This window comes from Kitasatospora sp. NPDC040550, assembly GCF_055594965.1.
On the sequence record NZ_JBVIWC010000019.1, the window covers coordinates 161390 to 180724 of the forward strand.

General features: G+C 74.6%; 16 protein-coding genes. 5 read left to right on the forward strand and 11 right to left on the reverse strand.

What is annotated here, in order from left to right; genetic code table 11:
* Positions 1-47: 47 nt before the first annotated feature.
* Positions 48-1367 (forward strand): cryptochrome/photolyase family protein, encoded by a 1320-nt coding sequence (locus ACZ58X_RS26470; protein WP_470336107.1) that lies wholly within the window; start codon positions 48-50, stop codon positions 1365-1367.
* Positions 1368-1560: 193 nt separating this feature from the next.
* Here the strand turns inward: ACZ58X_RS26470 and ACZ58X_RS26475 are convergent, their stop codons facing one another.
* From ACZ58X_RS26475 to ACZ58X_RS26495, 5 genes are all read right to left on the reverse strand, one after another.
* Complete coding sequence (locus tag ACZ58X_RS26475) at positions 1561-2727, reverse strand: serine hydrolase domain-containing protein (RefSeq protein ID WP_470336090.1); 1167 nt, start codon at positions 2725-2727, stop codon at positions 1561-1563.
* Between the two features lie 64 nt (positions 2728-2791).
* The gene (locus ACZ58X_RS26480) at positions 2792-3955 is read right to left on the reverse strand and encodes a serine hydrolase domain-containing protein (RefSeq protein ID WP_470336091.1); all 1164 of its coding nucleotides are present in this window, start codon (positions 3953-3955) and stop codon (positions 2792-2794) included.
* Between the two features lie 394 nt (positions 3956-4349).
* Entirely contained in the window at positions 4350-6176 is a 1827-nt protein-coding gene (locus tag ACZ58X_RS26485) for a putative Ig domain-containing protein (protein WP_470336108.1), read from the reverse strand.
* A 761-nt stretch (positions 6177-6937) separates the two neighbouring features.
* A complete protein-coding gene (locus ACZ58X_RS26490) occupies positions 6938-7387 on the reverse strand; it encodes a MarR family winged helix-turn-helix transcriptional regulator (protein ID WP_470336092.1) in 450 nt (149 codons plus the stop codon).
* On the reverse strand, positions 7384-9171 hold the full coding sequence (locus ACZ58X_RS26495) for an MFS transporter (protein WP_470336093.1): 1788 nt from the start codon (positions 9169-9171) through the stop codon (positions 7384-7386). The genes ACZ58X_RS26490 and ACZ58X_RS26495 overlap by 4 nt, the downstream gene beginning before the upstream one ends.
* A gap of 203 nt (positions 9172-9374) precedes the next feature.
* Here ACZ58X_RS26495 and ACZ58X_RS26500 point away from each other — a divergent pair, with 203 nt between their 5' ends.
* The gene (locus ACZ58X_RS26500; RefSeq protein WP_470336094.1) at positions 9375-11021 is read left to right on the forward strand and encodes a PTS transporter subunit EIIC; all 1647 of its coding nucleotides are present in this window, start codon (positions 9375-9377) and stop codon (positions 11019-11021) included.
* 191 nt (positions 11022-11212) lie between these two features.
* Positions 11213-11959: a G1 family glutamic endopeptidase gene (locus tag ACZ58X_RS26505; protein WP_470336095.1), complete on the forward strand. Its 747-nt coding sequence runs from the start codon at positions 11213-11215 to the stop codon at positions 11957-11959.
* 72 nt (positions 11960-12031) lie between these two features.
* On the opposite strand, the gene ACZ58X_RS26510 is transcribed toward ACZ58X_RS26505, so the two are convergent.
* On the reverse strand, positions 12032-14020 hold the full coding sequence (locus ACZ58X_RS26510) for a heavy metal translocating P-type ATPase (protein WP_470336096.1): 1989 nt from the start codon (positions 14018-14020) through the stop codon (positions 12032-12034).
* Between the two features lie 122 nt (positions 14021-14142).
* Here ACZ58X_RS26510 and ACZ58X_RS26515 point away from each other — a divergent pair, with 122 nt between their 5' ends.
* Positions 14143-14502, forward strand: a complete 360-nt coding sequence (locus ACZ58X_RS26515) for an ArsR/SmtB family transcription factor (protein ID WP_402476215.1) — start codon at positions 14143-14145, stop codon at positions 14500-14502.
* Positions 14503-14602: 100 nt separating this feature from the next.
* Here ACZ58X_RS26515 and ACZ58X_RS26520 read toward each other — a convergent pair whose 3' ends face one another.
* From ACZ58X_RS26520 to ACZ58X_RS26530, 3 genes are all read right to left on the reverse strand, one after another.
* Positions 14603-15571 (reverse strand): NAD-dependent epimerase/dehydratase family protein, encoded by a 969-nt coding sequence (locus ACZ58X_RS26520; protein WP_470336097.1) that lies wholly within the window; start codon positions 15569-15571, stop codon positions 14603-14605.
* Between the two features lie 73 nt (positions 15572-15644).
* A complete protein-coding gene (locus ACZ58X_RS26525) occupies positions 15645-16295 on the reverse strand; it encodes an ester cyclase (protein ID WP_470336098.1) in 651 nt (216 codons plus the stop codon).
* A gap of 86 nt (positions 16296-16381) precedes the next feature.
* A complete protein-coding gene (locus tag ACZ58X_RS26530; RefSeq protein ID WP_470336099.1) occupies positions 16382-17143 on the reverse strand; it encodes an SDR family oxidoreductase in 762 nt (253 codons plus the stop codon).
* Between the two features lie 133 nt (positions 17144-17276).
* Here ACZ58X_RS26530 and ACZ58X_RS26535 point away from each other — a divergent pair, with 133 nt between their 5' ends.
* Positions 17277-18176: a LysR family transcriptional regulator gene (locus tag ACZ58X_RS26535; protein ID WP_470336100.1), complete on the forward strand. Its 900-nt coding sequence runs from the start codon at positions 17277-17279 to the stop codon at positions 18174-18176.
* 48 nt (positions 18177-18224) lie between these two features.
* On the opposite strand, the gene ACZ58X_RS26540 is transcribed toward ACZ58X_RS26535, so the two are convergent.
* Positions 18225-18365 carry a hypothetical protein gene (locus tag ACZ58X_RS26540; RefSeq protein WP_470336101.1) on the reverse strand — a complete coding sequence of 47 codons (141 nt, stop codon included), beginning with the start codon at positions 18363-18365 and terminating at the stop codon, positions 18225-18227.
* A gap of 75 nt (positions 18366-18440) precedes the next feature.
* Entirely contained in the window at positions 18441-18785 is a 345-nt protein-coding gene (locus ACZ58X_RS26545) for a hypothetical protein (protein WP_380408420.1), read from the reverse strand.
* Positions 18786-19335 lie beyond the last annotated feature (550 nt).

The following is a 19335-nucleotide window of genomic DNA, read 5'->3' on the forward strand; positions in this document are numbered from 1 at the left end:
CACCCGCGCCTCAGAACCCCGACCGCACCCGCCCCGAGGTCCCGCCGATGACCGTCTCGATCGCCCTGTTCACCCAGGACCTGCGCCTGCACGACAACCCCGTGCTGCACGCCGCCCGCACCGCCGCCGACCAGGTGGTGCCGCTGTTCGTCCTCGACCCGGCCGTCGAGGCGGCCGGCTTCGCCGCCCCCAACCGGCTGGCCTTCCTCGCCGACTGCCTCGCCGACCTGGACGCCTCGCTGCGCCGCACCGGCTCCCGGCTGATCGTCCGCCGGGGCCCGACCGCCGAGCAGACGGCCGAGCTCGCCGCCGAGACCGGGGCCGGGACGGTGCACGTCGCCGCCGGGGTCAGCGGCTACGCCCGGCGGCGCGAGGCCGCGCTGCTCGCCCTGTTCGGCGACCGGCTGCACGTCCACGACGCCTCGGTGACGGTCGTGCCGCCCGGGCGGGTCGCCCCGGCCGGCCGCGACCACTACGCCGTCTTCACCCCCTACCACCGCGCCTGGCAGCAGGCCCCGCACCGCACCGTGCTGGGCGCGCCCTGGGTGATCCGCACGCCGGACGGCATCGGCAGCGAGAACCTCGTGGTCAGCGGCCCGTTCTCGCCCTCGCTGCCGCGCGGCGGCGAGACCGCGGCCCGGGAACGGTGGCGGCGCTGGGACGTCGACGCGTACGCCGACGTCCACGACGACCTGGCGGCCGACGACACCTCCCGGCTCTCCCCGTACCTGCACTTCGGTTGCCTGTCGCCCACCGAACTGACCGCCCGCGCCCTCCAGCGCGGCGGCCCCGGGGCGGAGGCCTTCGTCCGGCAGCTGGCCTGGCGCGACTTCCACCACCAGGTGCTCGCCGCCCGCCCCGACGCCGCGCACCGCGAGTACCGCACCCGTGACGACCGTTGGCACCACGACGAGCACGAGGCCGAGGCCTGGCGGCAGGGCCGCACCGGCTACCCGATCGTCGACGCCGGGATGCGCCAGCTGGCCGAGGAGGGCTGGATGCACAACCGGGCCCGGCTGCTGACGGCGAGCTTCCTCGCCAAGTCGCTCTACCTGGACTGGCGGATCGGCGCCGCCCACTTCCTCTCCCTGTTGGTCGACGGCGACGTCGCGAACAACCAGCTCAACTGGCAGTGGGTGGCCGGCACGGGCACCGACACCCGGCCCAACCGGGTGCTCAACCCGCTGCGCCAGGCCGACCGCTACGACCCGGACGGGGCCTACGTACGGCGCTGGGTACCGGAGCTGGCCCACCTGCCCGGACCGGCCGTGCACCGCCCCTGGATGCTCGCCCCCGAGTACCCGGACCCGATCATCGCCCCCGACACCCTGACGGCCCGGATGCGCCGGGCCCGGGGCCTGGAGTAGGCCGGCGGGGACTGCTTCTGCTGCAGCCACGGCCCTGTGAGGGACACGGCCACGGTGAGCGCCGGCGCCGGCAGGGCGTCCACGCGCGACTCCGACAGGACGATCATCACCGGAGGACCTCGGCCGCCCGTTCACCGTGCGGCAGCGGGCCCGGCCGGCAGAGGATCATCGCTGACGTTCCGGGGCGGAGCGGTCAGCGGCAGAGGGCCGCGTCGACCGCGTCGGTCAGGTGCTTGGTGGCGGGCGCGTCCGGGATGGTGGTGACGGTGATGCTGACGGCACGGCCGTCGTCCGTGACGCCGCCCCGGTTCCGGTAGGCCGCGGCGGTGCCGCCGTGTCCCCAGACGAGGCCGCCGCAGGTCAGCGGCCTGCTCTGGATCCCCAGGCCGTAGCGGACGCCGGGGCCCAGCAGTTCGGCGGGGACGGTGGTGCGCATCTGGGCGAGCTGTGCGGCCGGCAGCAGACGGCCCGCCAGGAGCGCTCCGTAGAAGGTGTTGAGATCGCTGTTGGTGGACACGACCGCCCCCGCGGCCCAGGCCATCGAGGAGTCCATCTCGGTGTAGTCGACCTGCGGGGCGTCCGGAGCGGTGCGCGGCAGGTAGCCGTGCGGGTGGGGCTCGCGCAGGGCGGTCTCCCCGGTGGCCGGGACGTAGGTGTGGCGCAGGCCGATCCGGTCGATGACGCGCTTGGTGACCTCCTCGCCGTAGGGGCGGCCGGTGACCTTCTGGACCAGCAGGCCGGCCACCAGGTAGTTGGTGTTGCTGTACGCCCAGTCCGTCCCGGCGGGGAACAACGCCTTCTGGGCCAGTGCCCCGTCGAGGAGTTCGCGCGGCTCGAAGTAGCGGTACTGGATGGTGGTGAAGTCGGTCAGCCCGGGGGCGTCCATGTACTCGGGCAGGCCGCTGGTGTGCTGGAGCAGCTGGCGGACGGTGATCTTCCGCCCGTCGATGCCGTCGCCGCGCAGGAGGCCCGGCAGGTAGGTGTCGACGTCCGTGTCGAGGCCGACCTTGCCCTCGGCGACCAGTTGCAGGACGACGACGGCGGTGAACGCCTTGGTGTTGCTGCCGGCCCGGAGCTGCCCGTCGACCGGGACCTTGGCCCCCGTGGCCAGGTCGCCGACGCCGGAGGTGTAGGTGCGGGTGCGGCCGTCGCGGCCCTTGACGGTGGCGAGGGCGGCGGGCATCCCGTCCTCCTGCACCAGGGCGTCGAGGCGCTGCTGGACGACGTCCGGGCGCGGTGCGGCGGTGGCCGCGGTCGGGGTGAGGGCGGTCAGGGCGAGCCCGGCGGCGGCCGTGGCCGTGGTGGCGTAGCGCACCATGCGGAGGCGGCGCGCCGTGCGCTGCGGGGCGTGTTCGTTCATCGGGACTCCACTGCTGGGTGGCGAGGGTGCGGGGCGGTGCGGCGGGGCGTCAGGCGTCCGGGGATCAGTGGCAGAGCGCATCGTCCACCGCCTGCCCCACGTGCTTCGCGGTGTCGTCGTCAGGGATCAAGGTCACGGCGAAGTTGACGGCGCGGCCGTCGTCGGTGGCCCCGCCGGCGGTGTAGTAGCCCGGGATCGTCCCGCCGTGCCCCCAGGCGACGCCGCCGCAGGAGAGCGGGCGGCTCGCCAGCCCGAGTCCGTAGCGGACCCCGGGGCCGAACGCCTCGGCGGGAACGGTGGTGCGCATCTCGGCGAGCTGGGCGGCGGGCAGCAGCCGGCCGCCCAGCAGCGCGCCGAAGAATGTGGTCAGGTCGGTGTTGGTCGAGACCACCGCGCCGGCGGCCCAGCCCCAGGAGGGGTCCAGTTCCGTGTAGTTGCGCAGCGACCCGTCCTCGGTGCGGTAGTAGCCCTCGGGGTGGGCCTCGCGGAGCTTGGTGTCCCCGGGGGTGGGGAAGTAGGTGTGGCGCAGGCCGATCCGGTCGACGATGCGCTTGTTGACCTCCTCGCCGAGCGGGCGTCCGGTGACCTTCTGGATGATCAGGCCCGCCAGCAGGTAGTTGGTGTTGCAGTACTCCCACTGGGCGCCGGGGGCGAAGTGGGCCTTCTTGGCCAGCGCGGTGCCGAGGAGCTCGCGCGGCTCGTAGTAGCGCTTGGAGTCATTGAGCACGGTGTCGTGGTCGAAGTACTCGGGCAGGCCGGTGGTGTGCTGGAGCAGCTGGCGGACGGTGATGTTCCGGCCGTCGATGCCGTCGCCGCGCACCAGGCCGGGCAGGTAGGTGTCCACGCTCGCGTCCAGGCTGACCTTGCCCTCGGCGACCAGTTGCAGGACGACGACGGCGGTGAACGGCTTGGTGTTGCTGCCGGCCCGGAGCTGCCCGTCCCTCGGGACCTTGGCCTTGGTGGTCACGTCGCCGACGCCGGCGGTGTAGGTGCGGGTTCGGCCGTCGCGGCCCTTGACGGTGGCGAGGGCAGCGGGAGCCCCGTCCTTCTGGACCAGGGCGTCGAGGCGCTGCTGGACGGCGTCCGGCCGCGGCGCGGCGGAGGCCGTGGCCGGTGCCAGGACACCGGCCACCACGGCGGCGGCCACGGCGGTCACGGTCGCCGCCACCCCGGCCCGGGCGCCGCGGCGGCGGTTCGGACGGTGCTGCTGCGGTGCGTGTGCGTTCACGGTAGGGCTCCTCTGGACAAGGCGCCGGAGCTGTTCTCGGCGCCCTCCAAGAGGACCATCCGACGGACCGTCAATCCGTCCGCGCGGAGGACGAGACCGCACCCGGGAACCTGCTCCGGGTCGGCGCCGGGCCCGGGACCGTACTCCCGGGCCGGTACGGCCGGGTCCGTGGACGATCCGGTCCCTCAGCGTGGAGGTTCCAGGGGCCGGAGACGGCCGCGGTGAGGGCGGTCGAGGGCTCCCGGGTGAGGGCGCGGCCCGTGCTCTTCACCTCCCAGGGGCGCGCAGGCGCGGGCGCAGGCGCGGGACAGGGCCCGGGCGGACAGGGCCGGCGTGGAACAGGCCGGTGGGCCGCGACGAGGTCGCGGCCCACCGGGTTGGAACCGTCGGTCGGTCAGGAGGCGTTGATGGCGGCGTCGTCGATGACGAAGCTGGTCTGCAGGGAGGAGTCCTCGGTGCCGGTGAACTTGAGGGTCACGCTCTGGCCCGCGAAGCTCGACAGGTCGAAGGTCCGCTGCACGTAGCCGGTGCCGGCGTCGACGTTGGAGTAGGTGTGCAGGGTGGTGGAGTTGGCCTGGACGGTGAGCTTGTCGTAGGCCGTGGTGCCGGTCTCGGCGGTGTCGATGTGCAGCCAGAAGCTGAGCGTCGCCTTGCAGCCGGCCGGGACGGTGACGGTCTGGCTCAGGGTGTCGGTGTGGGTGGTGCCGTAGCCGTCGAGCCAGGCCTTCCAGGAGCCGGAGTGGCTCGGCTCGCTGCTGGAGTTGTCGATCACGCCGCTGGACGCGGTCCACGGGGAGGCGGCGCCGGTCTCGAAGCCGGGGTTGCCGAGCAGCTGGCCGCCGCCGGTGCAGGTGCCGCCGCCGGAGCCGGCGATGGTCCAGGTGAAGGAGGCGGAGCCGGTGGCGCCGGTGGTGTCCTTGGCGGTGACCGTGACGTTGCTGCTGCCCGCGGTGGTCGGGGTGCCGGAGATCAGGCCGGACGAGGAGTTGATCGACAGTCCGGCGGGCAGGCCGGTGGCCGAGTAGGTCAGGCTCTGGCCGGAGGCCGAGTCACTGGCGTGGATCTGCAGGCTCGCGGCGGTGCCGACGGTGCCGCTCTGGTTGCCGGGTCCGGTGACGGTGACGGTGTTGCCGCCGCTGCTGCCGCCGGCCGTGAAGGCGGCCAGGCCGTTGGGGGTGCCGAGCCCGGTCGGTCCGTCGTAGCCGGCGCCGGCGGTGCACAGGTAGCTCGGCGAGCAGCTGCCGTTGGCGCCGCTGGTCACGTCGTTCAGCGAACCGGCGTGCTGGTAGGCGTACTTGGCCGGGACGTCGCCCGCACCCGGGGCGCCCGCGTCGGCGTAGACGGCGGCGATGATCGGCGCGGAGGCGCTGGTGCCGCCGTACACGGCCCAGCCGCTGCCGCCGTAGGTCTGGTAGACGGCGACGCCGGTGGCCGGGTCGGCGACGGCGGAGACGTCCGCGATGGTGCGCTTGGCGCAGCCGCTGTCGGTCTGCCAGCTGGGCTTGGGGTCGTAGGCGGAGCAGCCGGAGCCGGCGCCCTCCCCGCCGGAGCTGGAGCCCCAGACGGACTCGCTCCAGCCGCGGGCGTTGGAGGCGCGGGTCAGCGAGGTGCCGCCGACGGAGGTGACGTACTGGGAGCCGGCCGGGTACTGGGCGCCGTAGCCGGAGTCGCCGGAGGAGGCGGTGATGGCCACGCCGGGGTGGTTGAAGTACTGGCTGTCCGAGCTGGTGTCGCTGGAGTCCTCGGCGCCGCCGTAGCTGTTGGAGACGAACTTCGCGCCCTGGGCGACGGCCTGGTTGACCGAGACGCCGAGGTCGGCCATGGTCGCCGAGTTGGCCTCGACCAGCAGGATGTGGGCGTTCGGCGCGACCGCGGAGACCATGTCGAGGTCGAGCGAGATCTCGCCCGACCAGCCGGTGTCCGAGGTCGGGTAGCTGGTGCCGCCGTTCTGGTCGATCTTCTTGAAGCAGCCGTTGGCGGTGGTGCACGCAGGCAGCCCGTACTGCGTGCGGTAGGTCGCCAGGTCGGACTCGGCGTTGGGGTCGTCCTGCGCGTCGATGATGGCGACGGTCTGCCCGGCGCCCCCGTTGGCCGGCAGCGCGTACGCGCTCTGCAGGTCGCCGGGGCCGAGGCCGGACGGCGTCGCGTTCGGCGAGACGGCGTTCAGGGCGAAGGCGTGCGGCTGGACGACGTCGGTGCGCACCAGGGCGTCGCAGGCCATCTGGTGCGGGCCGGTCGGCTTGGCGCACACGTGCTTGACGCCGCTGCCGGAGGCGCCGGCCGTGCCGGACCAGGCGGCCGAGGCGTCGGCCGGGGCGGCCAGCGCGAGGCCGGCGGCGACCACGGCGCCGACCGCGAAGGTCGCGGTGCCGGCCCGGAGCCGGCCGTGCCGCAGGGGGGAACGGAGGAAGTTGCGCAACGGAGCCCTCCCAGGTGGGGGGTCGGACCCCGGGGCGCCGAGGAGGCCGTCGTGAGGCGGCCGGTCGGCGGGCAGGCCCGGGGTGTGAGGGGGAGACGCGCACGAGCAGACGGCTGCCCTGGAGGGTCGGCGGGGCACGGCACGTCGGCCCGTGGGGGACGGAGGAGCGCCGCCGGACGATCGATGATCGGGGCATGCCAAGGAGGTGGTGCCGAGCCTTCACGGCGTCAGCGGTAGGAAGGTAGCCAAGCCCGGTGGCGGCGAACAAGGCCGAAGTCCACCCCATGACCGAGGCTTGACCGGGCGGGATCCCGCCACTGGCGCCGCTCCGCCGCCGGCCCCGCTGAGCGGTGGTTCACCTCGCACACGGAACGGCCGAGGCCGGGCCGGGCCCGCGCCGCGCGGCGGTGCCCGGACGGCGGGCGGCCGCGCGGCTTCGGTTCGTCAACACCCCACCGGGGAAGGGTGGTTCACCATCGGTCGGTGGGGGCGAAAGCGGGGCGGGCCGGTGGGACGGGGGCGGCGGCGGCCCTGAGGGATGGGCGGCGGCGGGGCGGGGCGCGTCAGGGCGCGTCGGGTTCGTCGAGCAGGAGCTCCAGCATTGGCAGGGCCGCCTCCAGCGCGCGGCACTGCTCGGCGGTCAGACGGGCGCTGCGGCGGGCCAGCAGCGCGGTGCGCTCGCGGCGGATCCGGGCGAGGGTGTCGCGCCCGAGCCGGGTGGGGGCGAGGAGTTGGGAGCGTCCGTCCTGCGGGTCGGGGGTCTTGGCGATCAGGCCCTCGGCGACCAGCGGGCCGACCGTACGGACCATGGACGGGACGGCCACGCCTTCGAGCGCGGCGAGTTCGCCGAGCCGCAGCGGACCGTGCTGTTCGACCCGGACGAGGGCTGAGAGCTGGGCGGCCGTCAGGTCCTGGTCGCCGGAGGCGCGGACCAGTTGGCGGTTGAGCCGGCCGATGGCCAGCCGGAGCCGGACCACCGCCTCGTCGGGGAGTCCGCCGCCCGCCGCGCTCACCGGCCCTCCTCCGGGTGGACCGACCCGGCGGCGGGCCGCCGCCGCTGCCGCTCGCGGACCAGCGAGGCGGCCGCCGCGACCAGGGACATCGCGATCGCCAGCCAGAACACCACGACCAGCCCGTCGTGGAACGGCCCCGAGATCAGCTGGGGGAAGAACTCCCGGCCCGTCAGCGTCCGGGCGTTGCCCGCCGGGAGCTGACCGAGCACGTGCGGGCCCAGCAGCTGCTGGACCGGGTTGTAGCCGAGGAACGCGGCGAACAGGGTGCCCACCGGCGGCAGCGCGGCGATCGCCTGGGCGTCGGCGGCCGGCACGCCCTGCGCGGTCAGCCCGGCGGTGAGGGTGTGCGGCAGCGAGCCGGCCAGGCCCGCCACCATCAGGGAGAAGAACACCCCGATCGACAGCACCATGCCGGCGTTCTGAAAGGTGGCCCGCATCCCGGAGGCGGCGCCGCGGGCCCCGGGCGGCACGCTCGACATGATCAGCGAGGTGTTGGGGGCCGCGAACAGGCCGCCGCCCAGGCCGTTGAGGAACACCAGGACGGCGAACCACGGGTACCCGAAGTCGGTGGGCAGCAGGAGCAGCCCCGCGAAGGAGAAGGCCATCACCACCAGCCCGCCCGCGGCGAACAGCCGGGCCCCGGCGCGGTCCGACAGGTAGCCCGCGATCGGCCCGGCGGCCAGGAAGCCGACGGTCAGCGGGACGAGGTAGATGCCCGCCCACAGCGGGGTGTCGGCGTAGTCGTAGCCGTGCAGCGGCAGCCAGATGCCCTGGAGCCAGATGATCAGCATGAACTGGAGCCCGCCGCGGGCGATCGAGCCCAGCAGGGTGGCCGCGTTCCCGCCGGTGAACACCGGGTCGCGGAACAGCGAGAGCGGGAACATCGGCTCGGCGGTCCGGGACTCGACCAGGCAGAAGACGGCGAGCAGCGCCACCCCGCCGCACAGCCCGGCCAGTACCCACGGGTTGGTCCAGCCCATGGTGTGGCCGCCGTACGGCTGGATGCCGTAGGTGATCCCGGCGAGCAGCGCGGTCAGGCCGACGGCGAAGGTGACGTTGCCCCACCAGTCGATCCGGGCGGGCCGGCGCACCCCGGTGTCGCGCAGCGAGCGGTACGCCCAGACGGTGCCGAGCACGCCGATCGGCACGTTCACCCAGAAGATCGACCGCCAGTTCCACTCCGCCAGCAGCCCGCCCAGGACCAGGCCGATGAACGAGCCGGCGATTCCCGCGACGATGTTGACGCCCAGCGCGGTGCCGCGCCGGTGGGCCGGGAAGGCGTCGGTGATGATCGCGGCCGAGTTGGCCATCAGCATCGAGCCGCCGACCGCCTGCACCACGCGCCAGCCGATCAGCCACAGCGCGCCCGGGCCGCCGTGCAGCGGGTCGAGGGAGAGCGCCACCGAGGTGAGGGTGAAGATCAGGAAACCGGCGTTGTAGATCCGGACCCGGCCATGGATGTCGCCCAGCCGGCCCAGCGTCACCACCAGCACGGCGGTGACCAGCATGTAGCCCATCAGCATCCACAGCAGGTAGCTGACGTTGCCCGGCTGCAGCGGGTCCAGGCCGATGCCGTTGAAGATCGCGGGCAGGGAGATCAGCACGATCGAGGCGTTGACGGTGGCGATCAGGGTGCCGAGCGTGGTGTTGGAGAGGGCCACCCACTTGTACCGGGGATGGTCCGGTTCGATCCCGCCACGGGCGGTCCGACCGGTGCGAGCGCTGCCGGATCTGCCGCCGCCCGTTCGGTCGCCGCTGCTGCTGCCGGAGAGTCGTGTCGCCACCGCTGCCTCCTGCTGCCCGGGCCGGCCCGGCCGGGGACGCGGTCGGGCGTCGGATCGGAGTGGGATTTCGATAGCTGCCGCCACCTAACGGTAGTCCCGGCGGCGGGTCGGGCGGTAGGGCGCGTACGGGGCGGGCGGGGCGTACGGGGGCCGTCTGCCGGGCCCCGGTTGGGCGCCGGGACGATCCGGGTACCTCCTCTGGCATGTCGGACGAGAAGAACCGCGCCGTGGCCGAGGCGATCCTCCCGCTGGTCGGCGGCGCCGCCAACATCCACTCGGTGGCCCACTGCATGACCCGGCTGCGGCTGGGCCTGGCGGACCGCTCCCTGGTCGACCGCGCGGCACTCGCGGCGCTGCCGGCGGTCCTGGGCACGGTCGACGACGACACGTACCAGATCGTGCTCGGCCCGGGGGCCGTGGCGGGGGTCACGGCGCAGCTGCGGCGACTGCTCGACGCCGATGGCGGAGCCGCCTCCGACCGAGCCGGCTCCGACCTAGCCACCTCCGACAGAGCCGCCTCCGCCCGAACCGCCGACGCCCCCACAGCCGACGCCCCCACGGCCGACGCCCCCACGGCCGACGCCCCCACCTCGTCCGGCTCCGCCGCGTCGGCCCCCACCGCCGAGGAACTCGCCGGGCGCGGGGAGCGGATCAGGGCGGAGGCCCGGGTGCGCAACGCGACCCCGGTCAAGCGGGCGCTGCGCCGGATCGCGAACGTCTTCGTCCCGCTGATCCCCGCCCTGATCGGCTGCGGCATCGTCGCCGCCCTGTCCGGGGCGCTGGCCAACCTGGGCTGGACGCCGGCCCTGGTCGCCGCGCTGACGGCGGTCTCCTCGGGGTTCATGTCGCTGCTCGCCGTCTTCGTCGGCTACAACACGGCGAAGGAGTTCGGCGGCACGCCCGTACTCGGTGGGGCCGTGGCCGGGGTGATCGTCTACGGCGGGGTCGCCAAGGTGGAGGCCTTCGGCCACCACCTCACCCCCGGCCAGGGCGGCGTGGTCGGGGCGCTGCTCGCCGCGCTGCTGGCCGTCCAACTGGAGCGCTGGACGCGGCGGATCGTGCCCGCCGCCCTGGACGTCCTGGTCACCCCCACCGTCACCGTCCTGTTCGGCGGACTGGCCGCCCTGTACGGCCTGATGTACGTCGCCGGGGAGGTCTCCACCGGCATCGGCCACGCCGCCACCTGGCTGCTCGCCCACGGCGGGCTGCTCGCCGGGCTGGTGCTCGGGGGCCTCTTCCTGCCGCTGGTGATGCTCGGCCTGCACCAGGCGCTGATCCCGATCCACACTACCCTGATCCAGCAGCAGGGCTCCACCGTGCTGCTGCCGATCCTCGCCATGGCCGGCGCCGGGCAGGTCGGCTGCGCCGCGGCCGTCTACCTCCGGCTGCGCCGCAACGCCTCGATCCGGGCGACCATCCGCTCCGCCCTCCCGGCCGGGCTGCTCGGCATCGGCGAACCCCTGGTCTACGGGGTGACCCTGCCGCTCGGCCGCCCGTTCGTCACGGCCTGCGTGGGCGGCGCCGCCGGTGGCGCCTTCGTCGGCGTGGCCGGCCAGCTCGGCAGCGCGGTCGGCTCCACCGCCGTCGGCCCGTCCGGCTGGGCCCTGTTCCCGCTGCTGGCCGGCCCGCACGGCCTGGCCGCGAGCGCGGCCGTCTACGGCGGTGGCCTGCTGACCGGTTATCTCGTCGGTTTCCTGGCCACCTACTTCTTCGGCTTCACCCGCGCGATGCTCGCCGAGTACGACCTGTCCGTCCCGCCGCGGGCCCCGGCCGACGCGCCCGACTCGCCCGACGTGCCCGCCGCGCCCGCCGCCGTCGGGGACGGTGCGGCCGTCGGGGACGGTGCGTGAGGTAGGTCCCCCCCCCGGGGGGGGGGCTGTGCGGGGGAGTCGGTACCCCGGCGCGCGGTGGTGCGGACGGGGTGGCCTCGGCCCTCGGACGGAGTGACGGTTCGTTATGTCCGCGTGACCTCCGGGGTCGACCCGGCAGGTCTACCTTTGTCGACGCTCGGCCAACTCCACCCCCTCACAAGGGAGTAGCCATGCCCGAAGCCCGTCGGCGCACCCTCGCCGTGACCACCGCCCTGCTGACTGTCCTGGGCGCCGCCGCACCGGCCGTCGCCGCCACCGCCCCCGCCCTCGTCCAGGCCCCGCTCGCCGCCCACCACGGCGGTGGCACGCTGCACAGCACCAGCGGCAACTGGTCCGGCTACGCCGCCACCGGCGGCCGGTTCACCAGCGTCAAGGCCAGCTGGGTCCAGCCCGCCGTCTCCTGCACCGGCACCGACACCTGGTCCAGCTTCTGGGTCGGCCTGGACGGGGACGGCAGCAACAGCGTCGAGCAGACCGGCACCGAGGCCGACTGCTCCGGCGGCTCGCCGGTGTACTCCTCCTGGTACGAGATGTACCCGGCCTACCCGGTCAACTTCACCAACACCGTGCGCCCCGGCGACCACTTCACCGCGAGCGTCACCACCAACGGCAGCGGCTCCTTCACCCTCACCCTCGCCGACACCACGGCGGGCTGGAGCCGCACCGTCAACAAGTCCCTCAAGAGCGCCGCCCTGGCCTCCGCCGAGGTGATCGCCGAAGCCCCCTCCAGCTCCACCGGGGTGCTCCCGCTGTCGAACTTCCACTCGGTGGCGTTCAGCGGCGCCACCGTCAACGGCCAGAGCCTGGGCGGGTTCAACCCGGACGCCATCACGATGGCCTCCGGCGGCGTCACCAAGGCCACCACCTCCGGGCTGAGCGGCGGCAGCGCCTTCTCGGTGACCTGGAAGCACAGCTGACCCCGAGTGTGCGGAAGGCCGCCGCCCCCCTTCGGTGCCGGGGGCGGCGGCCTGGGCCGGTCAGCGGGTGGTTCAGCGGCCGGTCCCGGCCCGGGCCCTGGTCCAGGCGGACTCGCGGAGCAGCCGCAGGCCGTTGAGGCCGACCAGGACGGTCGAGCCCTCGTGGCCGAGGACGCCCAGCGGCAGCGGCAGGGTGGCGGCCAGGTCCCAGACGGCCAGCACGGAGATGAACACCGAGGCGATCACCAGGTTCTGCACCACGAGCGAGCGGGCCCGCCGGGAGAGTGCCACCACGGCCGGGACGGTGGCGAGTTCGTCGCGCACGATGACGGCGTCGGCGGTCTCCAGGGCGAGGTCGGAGCCGGCCCGGCCCATCGCGAGACCGGTGTGGGCGGCGGCCAGCGCGGGCGCGTCGTTGACGCCGTCGCCGACCACCAGGACCTTCCGTCCGGCCCGCTCCCGCTCGCGGACGGCGGCGACCTTGTCCTGCGGCAGCAGGCCGGCCCGCACGTCGGTGATGCCGACCTCGGCGGCCAGCCGGGCCGCGGCGCGCGGGTTGTCCCCGGTGAGGAGTGTCGGCGCGGTGCCGGTCAGGGCGGTGAGCGCGCGGACGGTGGCGGCGGCGTCGGGGCGCAGCCGGTCGGCGATGCCGAGCAGGCCGACCGGGACGCCGTCCCGCTCGACCAGCACGGCGGTGCGGCCACCCTCCTCCAACTCGCCCGCCAGGGCGGCGGCTTCGGCCCGTACCCCGGCCGCGGCGCCGGTCAGCAGCCGGGCGGGGGCGCCGACCGCGACGGCGCGGCCGTCGACGGTGGCGGTGACCCCGATGCCGGGGGCGGAGGTGAAGTCCCCGGCCGTGGCGAGGGCCAGGCCGCGGGTGCGGGCGGCGTCGACGACGGCGCGGGCGAGCGGGTGCTCGCTGGGGTGCTCGGCGGCCGCGGCCAGCGCGAGCAGCTCCTCCTCGGACAGGCCGGAGCCGGTCAGCGGGCGGAGGTCGGTGACCCGGGGGGTGCCCTCGGTGAGGGTGCCGGTCTTGTCCAGGGCGACGGCGTCGGCCTGGCCGAGGCGTTCCATCACGACCGCGGACTTCACCAGAACGCCGTGGCGACCGGCGTTGGCGATCGCGGAGAGCAGCGGCGGCATGGTGGCGAGGACAACGGCGCACGGCGAGGCGACGATCATGAAGGTCATCGCCCGCAGCAGCGAGCCGGTGAAGGCGGCGCCGAGGGCGAGCGGCACGGCGAAGACGGCCAGGGTGGCGATCACCATGCCGATCGAGTAGCGCTGCTCGACCTTCTCGATGAACAGCTGGGTCGGTGCCTTGGTCTCCGAGGCCTCCTCGACCAGCTGGACGATCCGGGCGATCACCGAGTCGGCGGCGTCCCGTTCGACCCGGATCCGCAGCGCGCCGGTGCCGTTGAGGGTGCCGGCGAACACCTCGTCACCGCGCTGCTTGGGGACGGGCAGCGGCTCGCCGGTGATGGTGGCCTGGTCGACCTCGCTCGCGCCGTCCAGGACCCGGCCGTCGGCGCCGATCCGTTCGCCGGGGCGGACCAGGACGGTGTCGCCGACGGCGAGCCGTTCGGTCGGCACGCTCTCCTCGGCGCCGCCGGGCAGCAGCCGGGTGGCGGTGGGTGGGGCGAGGTCGAGCAGTCCGCGGACGGAGTCGGCGGTGCGGGCGGTGGCCAGGGCCTCCAGGGCGCCGGAGGTGGCGAAGATGACGATCAGCAGCGCGCCGTCCATGACCTGGCCGACGGCGGCGGCGCCGAGCGCGGCGACGATCATCAGCAGGTCGACGTCGAGGGTCTTCTCGCGCAGGGCCTGGAGCCCGGCCCAGGCGGGTTCCCAACCGCCGGTGGCGTACGCGAGGGCGTAGAGCGGGGCCCAGGCCCAGGCGGGGGCGCCGGTGAGCTGGAGCGGGAGCGCGATCAGGAAGAGCACGGTCGCGGCGGCGGCCCAGCGGGCCTCGGGGAGGGCGAACACCCGGGTGCGGCGGCGCGGGGCGGTGCCGGGGCGCGGTGCGGCGGGCGGCGCGGGGCGCTCGATCAGGGTGGTGGGCATGCGGACGGGACCCTTCGGGGCAGGGCGGAACCGGTGGCTCGGGGCAGGGCGGAGCCGGTGACTCACCCACCATACATGAACATATGAACGCGCCTTCATGTATGAGTTGTACTATTGCCCGCATGGGTCATGGAGCCGCCCCCGCAACCGCCGTCCCGCACACCCGCCTGGACGCAGCCAGCGCCGCCCGGGTGGCCACCACCCTGCAGGCCCTGGCCACGCCCTCCCGGCTGCTGATCCTCTCCCGGCTGCGCGAAGGCCCCTGCGCCGCCACCGAACTCGCCGCCGAGGTCGGGCTGGAACAGTCCGCCTGCTCCCACCAGCTCCGCCTGCTGCGCAACCTCGGCCTGGTGGTCGGGCGGCGCGAGGGCCGCTCGGTGGTCTACGCGCTCTACGACAACCACGTCGCGGCCCTGCTCGACCAGGCGGTCTACCACATCGAGCACCTGCGGCTCGGGCTCAGCGACGCCGAGCTCGACTGAGTCCCCGAGCTCGACTGAGTCCCGGGCGGGGCGCGGGCAGCCCGGTCGGCGCGGGTGGCCGTCCGGTCGGTTCAGTGCCGGTGCCGGACGGCCGTACGGTTCAGCGGCGGTGCCAGGCGGCGAGGAGGTCGGCCTCGGCGGCCGGGGTCAGGGCCTGCGGCAGGGGCTCGAACGGCTCGATGTCACGGGCGGTGTCCGCCACCGGGCGGAGCCGCAGCCCGGTGCCGAGGGCGGCGGCCGGGTCGGCGGTGTTGGTGGCCCGGCGCAGCGGATCGGCGCTCCACAGCGGCAGCGCGCGGTCCTGGATGCCGGAGGTCCGGAGGAAGTCGTCGTCGACCCAGGTGAGCGTGGTCCCGGCCGGGGCGACGGCGGAGGCGATGGCGTCGAGCAGGTCGCCCATCGTGAACGGCGGGGGAGTCGCGGCGTGGTAGGCGCCGGTGGCGCCCTTGGTCAGCAGGTCGAGCATCCAGTCCGCGAGGTCGCGGGCGTCGACGACCTGGAGCGGGGCGTCGGGCCGACCCGGGGCCAGCACCTCGCCACCGCGGGCGATCCGCTGCACCCAGTGGTCGAAGCGGTGGGTGTAGTCCTGGGGGCCGATCACGTACGTCGGCCGCACCAGCAGTGAGTCCGGGCCGAACCGCTCGACGGCCGCCCGCTCGCACTGGACCTTGAGCACGCCGTAGGTGGCCGGGGTGATCTCCTCGGGCTCCGGGCCGTCGGCCGGGAGCAGCGGGGAGTCCTCGGTGAACCCGGGGGCGGCGGGGGTGTCGTAGACGGCCATGGAGGAGACCAGGAGGTAGCGCCCGGCCGCGCCGGGGTCCAGGGCATCGGCCAACTGACGTACCTGGCGCGGGAAGTAGGCGCTGACGTCGACGGTGGCGTCCCAGCTCAGGCCGCGCAGCGCGGTGAGGTCGGCGTCGCGGTCGGCGATCAGGTGGGTGGCCTCGGGGAGCAGATGGGCGCCGGAGCGGCCCCGGTGCAGCACGGTGACGTCGTGTCCGGCGGCCAGCGCGGCCCGGGCGAAGTGGAGGCCGACGAAGCGGGTACCGCCCATGATCAGTATGCGCATTGGACCATGGTTCCAGCTCGGCCCGGTTCCGGCCACGGGATTGCCGGAACCGGGCCGAGTGCGTCGGCAGGCCTCAGTCGTGGACGCCCAGTTGGGCCAGCAGCGCCTGGTTGTCCTCGATGTGCCAGTCCTCGACGATCCGGTCGGTGCCGACGTGCTGGATGTCGATGGCGTTGAACTCGACGACCTGGCCCCGGCCCCGGACGCCGTCGAAGGTGCCGGTGAAGTGGCCGCGGAAGACCAGCCGGGCGGTGATCCGGTCACCGGCGACCAGCACGTCGGACAGCTCGCAGGTCAGGTCGGGGACGGCGGCGCGGAAGTTCTTCGAGGCGAACAGCGGACCGGCCGGGCCCTGGGGACGGCCGGACGGGAGCGTGTTGTCCCGGAACTGCGGGCTGATCGCCGCGTCCAGGTACCGCTGCTGCCCGGTGTTCCAGAAGGTGTACAACTGCTGGGCCAGGTGGACCTCCTGGGCCGCGCGCCGGGTGCCGATCGACCGGTCCACGGTGAGCGCCTTCGGCTGGACCAGGTCGGGCGAGCGGTCGATCAGGTTCTGCGGCCAGCCGGGAACGGGCCGGTGGTGGCCCCGGTCGGGGGAGGGGGCCGGGGCGGATGCGGGTGCGGAAGCGGGTGCGGCGGCTGCGGTGCCGGCCGCGAGGGCGGCGACCGTCGCGAGGACGGCGGCGGTGCGAGTACTGGCACGGCTCAGGAACGGCCAGGGCATGGGGAGTTGCTCCTCGGGGCGGGTCGGGCTGGGTCGGGGTGGCTCGGGCTGGGTCGGGCTGGGGCAGGCGATCGGGGGGCGGACGGTCAGGCGAGTCGGCCGCCGCCGTCCACGTGCAGCACGGTGCCGGTGACGTACGGGTTGTCGATCGCGTACAGCACCGCCTTGACCAGGTCCTCCGGGGTGCCGACCCGGCGGGCCGGGTTGCGGGCGGCGACGCCGCGCAGGAAGGCGTCCTTGTCGGCGCCCAGGCCGTCCCAGGACCCGGTGTCGACGATGCCGGGGGAGACCGCGTTGACCCGGACCGGGGCGATCTCCACCGCCAGGGCCTGCACCAGGAAGGCCAGTGCGCCGTTGGTGGTGGCCATCACCGTGCGGGCGGGCGCCGGGCGCCAGGCGGCGACCCCGGAGAAGAAGGTGAACGAGCCGCGCTCGGAGGCCTGCCCGGCCAGGTGCTTGGCGAGCAGCAGCGGGCCGATCACCTTGGCGGCGAACGCCCGCTGGACGTCGGCGAGTTCGAGCTCCCGCAGCGGGCCGTTGGCCGGCATCGCGGCGGTCGAGACCAGGTGGTCGAAGGTGCCGACCCGCTCGGCGAACCGGGCGATCGACTGCTCCTCGGCGAGGTCGACGGGCAGTACCTCGGACGGTCCGGCCAGTTCGCCGGCCGTCCACTCCAGCTTGCGCGGGTCGGGGCCGGCCAGGACGACCGTGGCGCCGGCCGCCGAGGCGGCGGTGGCCACGGCCCGGCCGGTGCGCGAACCCGCGCCCACCACGATCAGTCGCTGCCCCAGCAGCGAGGCGCCCTGCGGCGGAGTGGCGGCGGACGGCGGCGGGGTGCCGATGGACATGGGGGTGCTCCTCAGGGGGGATCGGGGATCCGGCCGTCCGCTGCGTCGTGCGCGGCGGCCGCACCACGACCCTCTCCCGGGGCACTGCCATGAGTCCAAGGCTTGTTCTCTACCGCTGCCATAAAATCCACTCATGGCAACGCCGACGCTCCGACAGCTCGAATACCTGGTCACCGTGGTCGACACCGGGTCCTTCACCCGCGCCGCCGAGCAGCTGCACGTCACCCAACCCGCGCTCTCCCACCAGATCCGGGCCCTGGAGGGCGCGCTCGGCGGCCCGCTGCTCGAACGACTGCCGCGCGCGGTCCGGCTCACCCCGACCGGCCGGGCCGTACTGCCGCACGCCCGGGCGGCACTCGCCGAGGCCGAGCGCCTGCAAGCGGTGGCCCGGCGCGCGAGCGGCCTGGAGGAAGGGGAGCTGGAGGTCGCCGCCGTCTACTCGATCAGCCTCGGCATCCTGCCGCCCGTCCTCCGGGCCTGGCACCGCCGGCACCCCGGCGTGCGGATCCGGCTGCGCGAGTACTCCCACGCCGAACGGCTCCAGGAGGCGATGGCCGCAGGCCGGGCCGACCTCGCCATCGGCCCGGTGCCGGAGGGCTGGGAAGGGCCGATCCGGGAGCTCGGCGTCGAGGAGTTCACGGTCGTACTGGCCTCCGACGACCCGCTCGCGGCCCGCCCCACCCGCTCCATCGCCCTCGGCGCGCTCGCCGACCGGGCCTGGGTCCACTACGCCCCCGACAACGGCCTCGCCGACCTGCTCGACCAGGCCTGCGCCCGTGCGGGCTTCCACCCCCGGGCGGCGGTCCGCGCCGAACAGACCTCCGCCGCACCGCTGTTGGCCGCGGCCGGCCTCGGCCCCGCGCTGGTGCCCGCCGACATCGTGCCGCCGCACTTCGACGGCCTGCTGCTGCGGCCCGACCCGCCGGTGCGCCGCGCCCTCGCCGCCTACACCCGCACCCGGCCCGACCCGCTCACCGTGGCCTTCACCGAGCTGCTGGCCCAGCGGGCCCGGATCAACCCGGGGACGGGCTGACGCACCCGCGCGGCGACCCGGTCCGGCCGCCGCGCGGGTGGCGAGGCCTCAGCCGCTCGGCGTGCCCTCGGCGTCCGCCGGAGCCTCGGTGGTCGAGTCCGCCGCGGTCGAGTCCTCGGTGGCGGTGGCTTCGGTGGCGGTGGTTTCGGTGGTCGCCGCCGCATCGCGGTCGGCGCTTCCTCCGGTCATCTCGGGCACCGGCTTGCCTCCAGTCCAACCGGGCATCGTCATGCCTCCCGTGGTCCGGGCCGGGACGACCCCCTCTCACAGTGCGGCAAGGACGTCCTGGTGTACACCGTCGAGGACGAACCCGTTGTCCAGCCGGACCCGGACCGTCACCCGGCGCCCCCGCTCCCGGTGCTCGGCCCACTCCGGCTCCAGCGCGGCGAGCTGCGCCACCAGCCGCTCGCGACTGGCCTCGGGCACGGTGTGCCCGTAGTCATCGAACAGCGCCTTGAGCCGCTGGTACTCGCGGACCCCTTCGCTCTCCGGGAGTTCGCCGTCCACCCGCTCGACGACGCCCTCCGCCCCGGCGCCCAGCGACAGGAAGCCGACGGCGGCAGCGGGCTCGCCGGCGACGGCCTCACCGAGCCCGAGGTCTTCCGTCAACCTGACGCGTCGTCCTGCCTCCAGGGTCATCCGTGCGCTGCCTCTCGATCGATCGCGGCCGCCGGCCCGGTCGGCCGGCGGTCCGGCCATTATCCGTGCGAACCGCCGGTGGTGTCGGAGGTGGTCGTCGGCTCCGGCGGCACCGGGCAGCCTGTGCACGGAGTCCCGTTCAGTGCACGGAGGGCCGAAAGGAGCCGAGGCCCGATGGAAGCGGGGTGCCAGGCCGGGGATCGCCCGCCGGGGAGTGAGTGCCGTACGGCTCCGGCCCCGGAGCCGTACGGTGGGTCGTCGAGCCAACCAATGCCTGATCCCCGGCTTCCGACGCCTACGGATCCGCTGGGACATCCGCGACGACATCCACGAGGCCCTCCTCAAACCGGCCTGCCGCGTGACCACCTACCGACGCGTCCGAGCCTTGTGTCAGCTCCTCTCAGTGCCACCGTGCGGTGGCAGCGAGATACGACTGTGAGGATGGTCGGGTGCCGCCCCGGGCGGTGGTCTGGCCCGAGATACGACTGGCGTTGATGCCTTGAGCTTGATCTGCCGACCA

Coding starts and splice junctions, on each gene's coding strand:
- ACZ58X_RS26520 (WP_470336097.1), bottom strand. CDS start 15,571: ATGCGCATACTGATCATGGGCGGTACCCGCTTCGTCGGCCTCCACTTC.
- ACZ58X_RS26500 (WP_470336094.1), top strand. CDS start 9,375: ATGTCGGACGAGAAGAACCGCGCCGTGGCCGAGGCGATCCTCCCGCTG.
- ACZ58X_RS26485 (WP_470336108.1), bottom strand. CDS start 6,176: ATGGCCTGCGACGCCCTGGTGCGCACCGACGTCGTCCAGCCGCACGCC.
- ACZ58X_RS26530 (WP_470336099.1), bottom strand. CDS start 17,143: ATGTCCATCGGCACCCCGCCGCCGTCCGCCGCCACTCCGCCGCAGGGC.
- ACZ58X_RS26475 (WP_470336090.1), bottom strand. CDS start 2,727: ATGAACGAACACGCCCCGCAGCGCACGGCGCGCCGCCTCCGCATGGTG.
- ACZ58X_RS26525 (WP_470336098.1), bottom strand. CDS start 16,295: ATGCCCTGGCCGTTCCTGAGCCGTGCCAGTACTCGCACCGCCGCCGTC.
- ACZ58X_RS26515 (WP_402476215.1), top strand. CDS start 14,143: ATGGGTCATGGAGCCGCCCCCGCAACCGCCGTCCCGCACACCCGCCTG.
- ACZ58X_RS26540 (WP_470336101.1), bottom strand. CDS start 18,365: ATGACCGGAGGAAGCGCCGACCGCGATGCGGCGGCGACCACCGAAACC.
- ACZ58X_RS26510 (WP_470336096.1), bottom strand. CDS start 14,020: ATGCCCACCACCCTGATCGAGCGCCCCGCGCCGCCCGCCGCACCGCGC.
- ACZ58X_RS26470 (WP_470336107.1), top strand. CDS start 48: ATGACCGTCTCGATCGCCCTGTTCACCCAGGACCTGCGCCTGCACGAC.
- ACZ58X_RS26505 (WP_470336095.1), top strand. CDS start 11,213: ATGCCCGAAGCCCGTCGGCGCACCCTCGCCGTGACCACCGCCCTGCTG.
- ACZ58X_RS26535 (WP_470336100.1), top strand. CDS start 17,277: ATGGCAACGCCGACGCTCCGACAGCTCGAATACCTGGTCACCGTGGTC.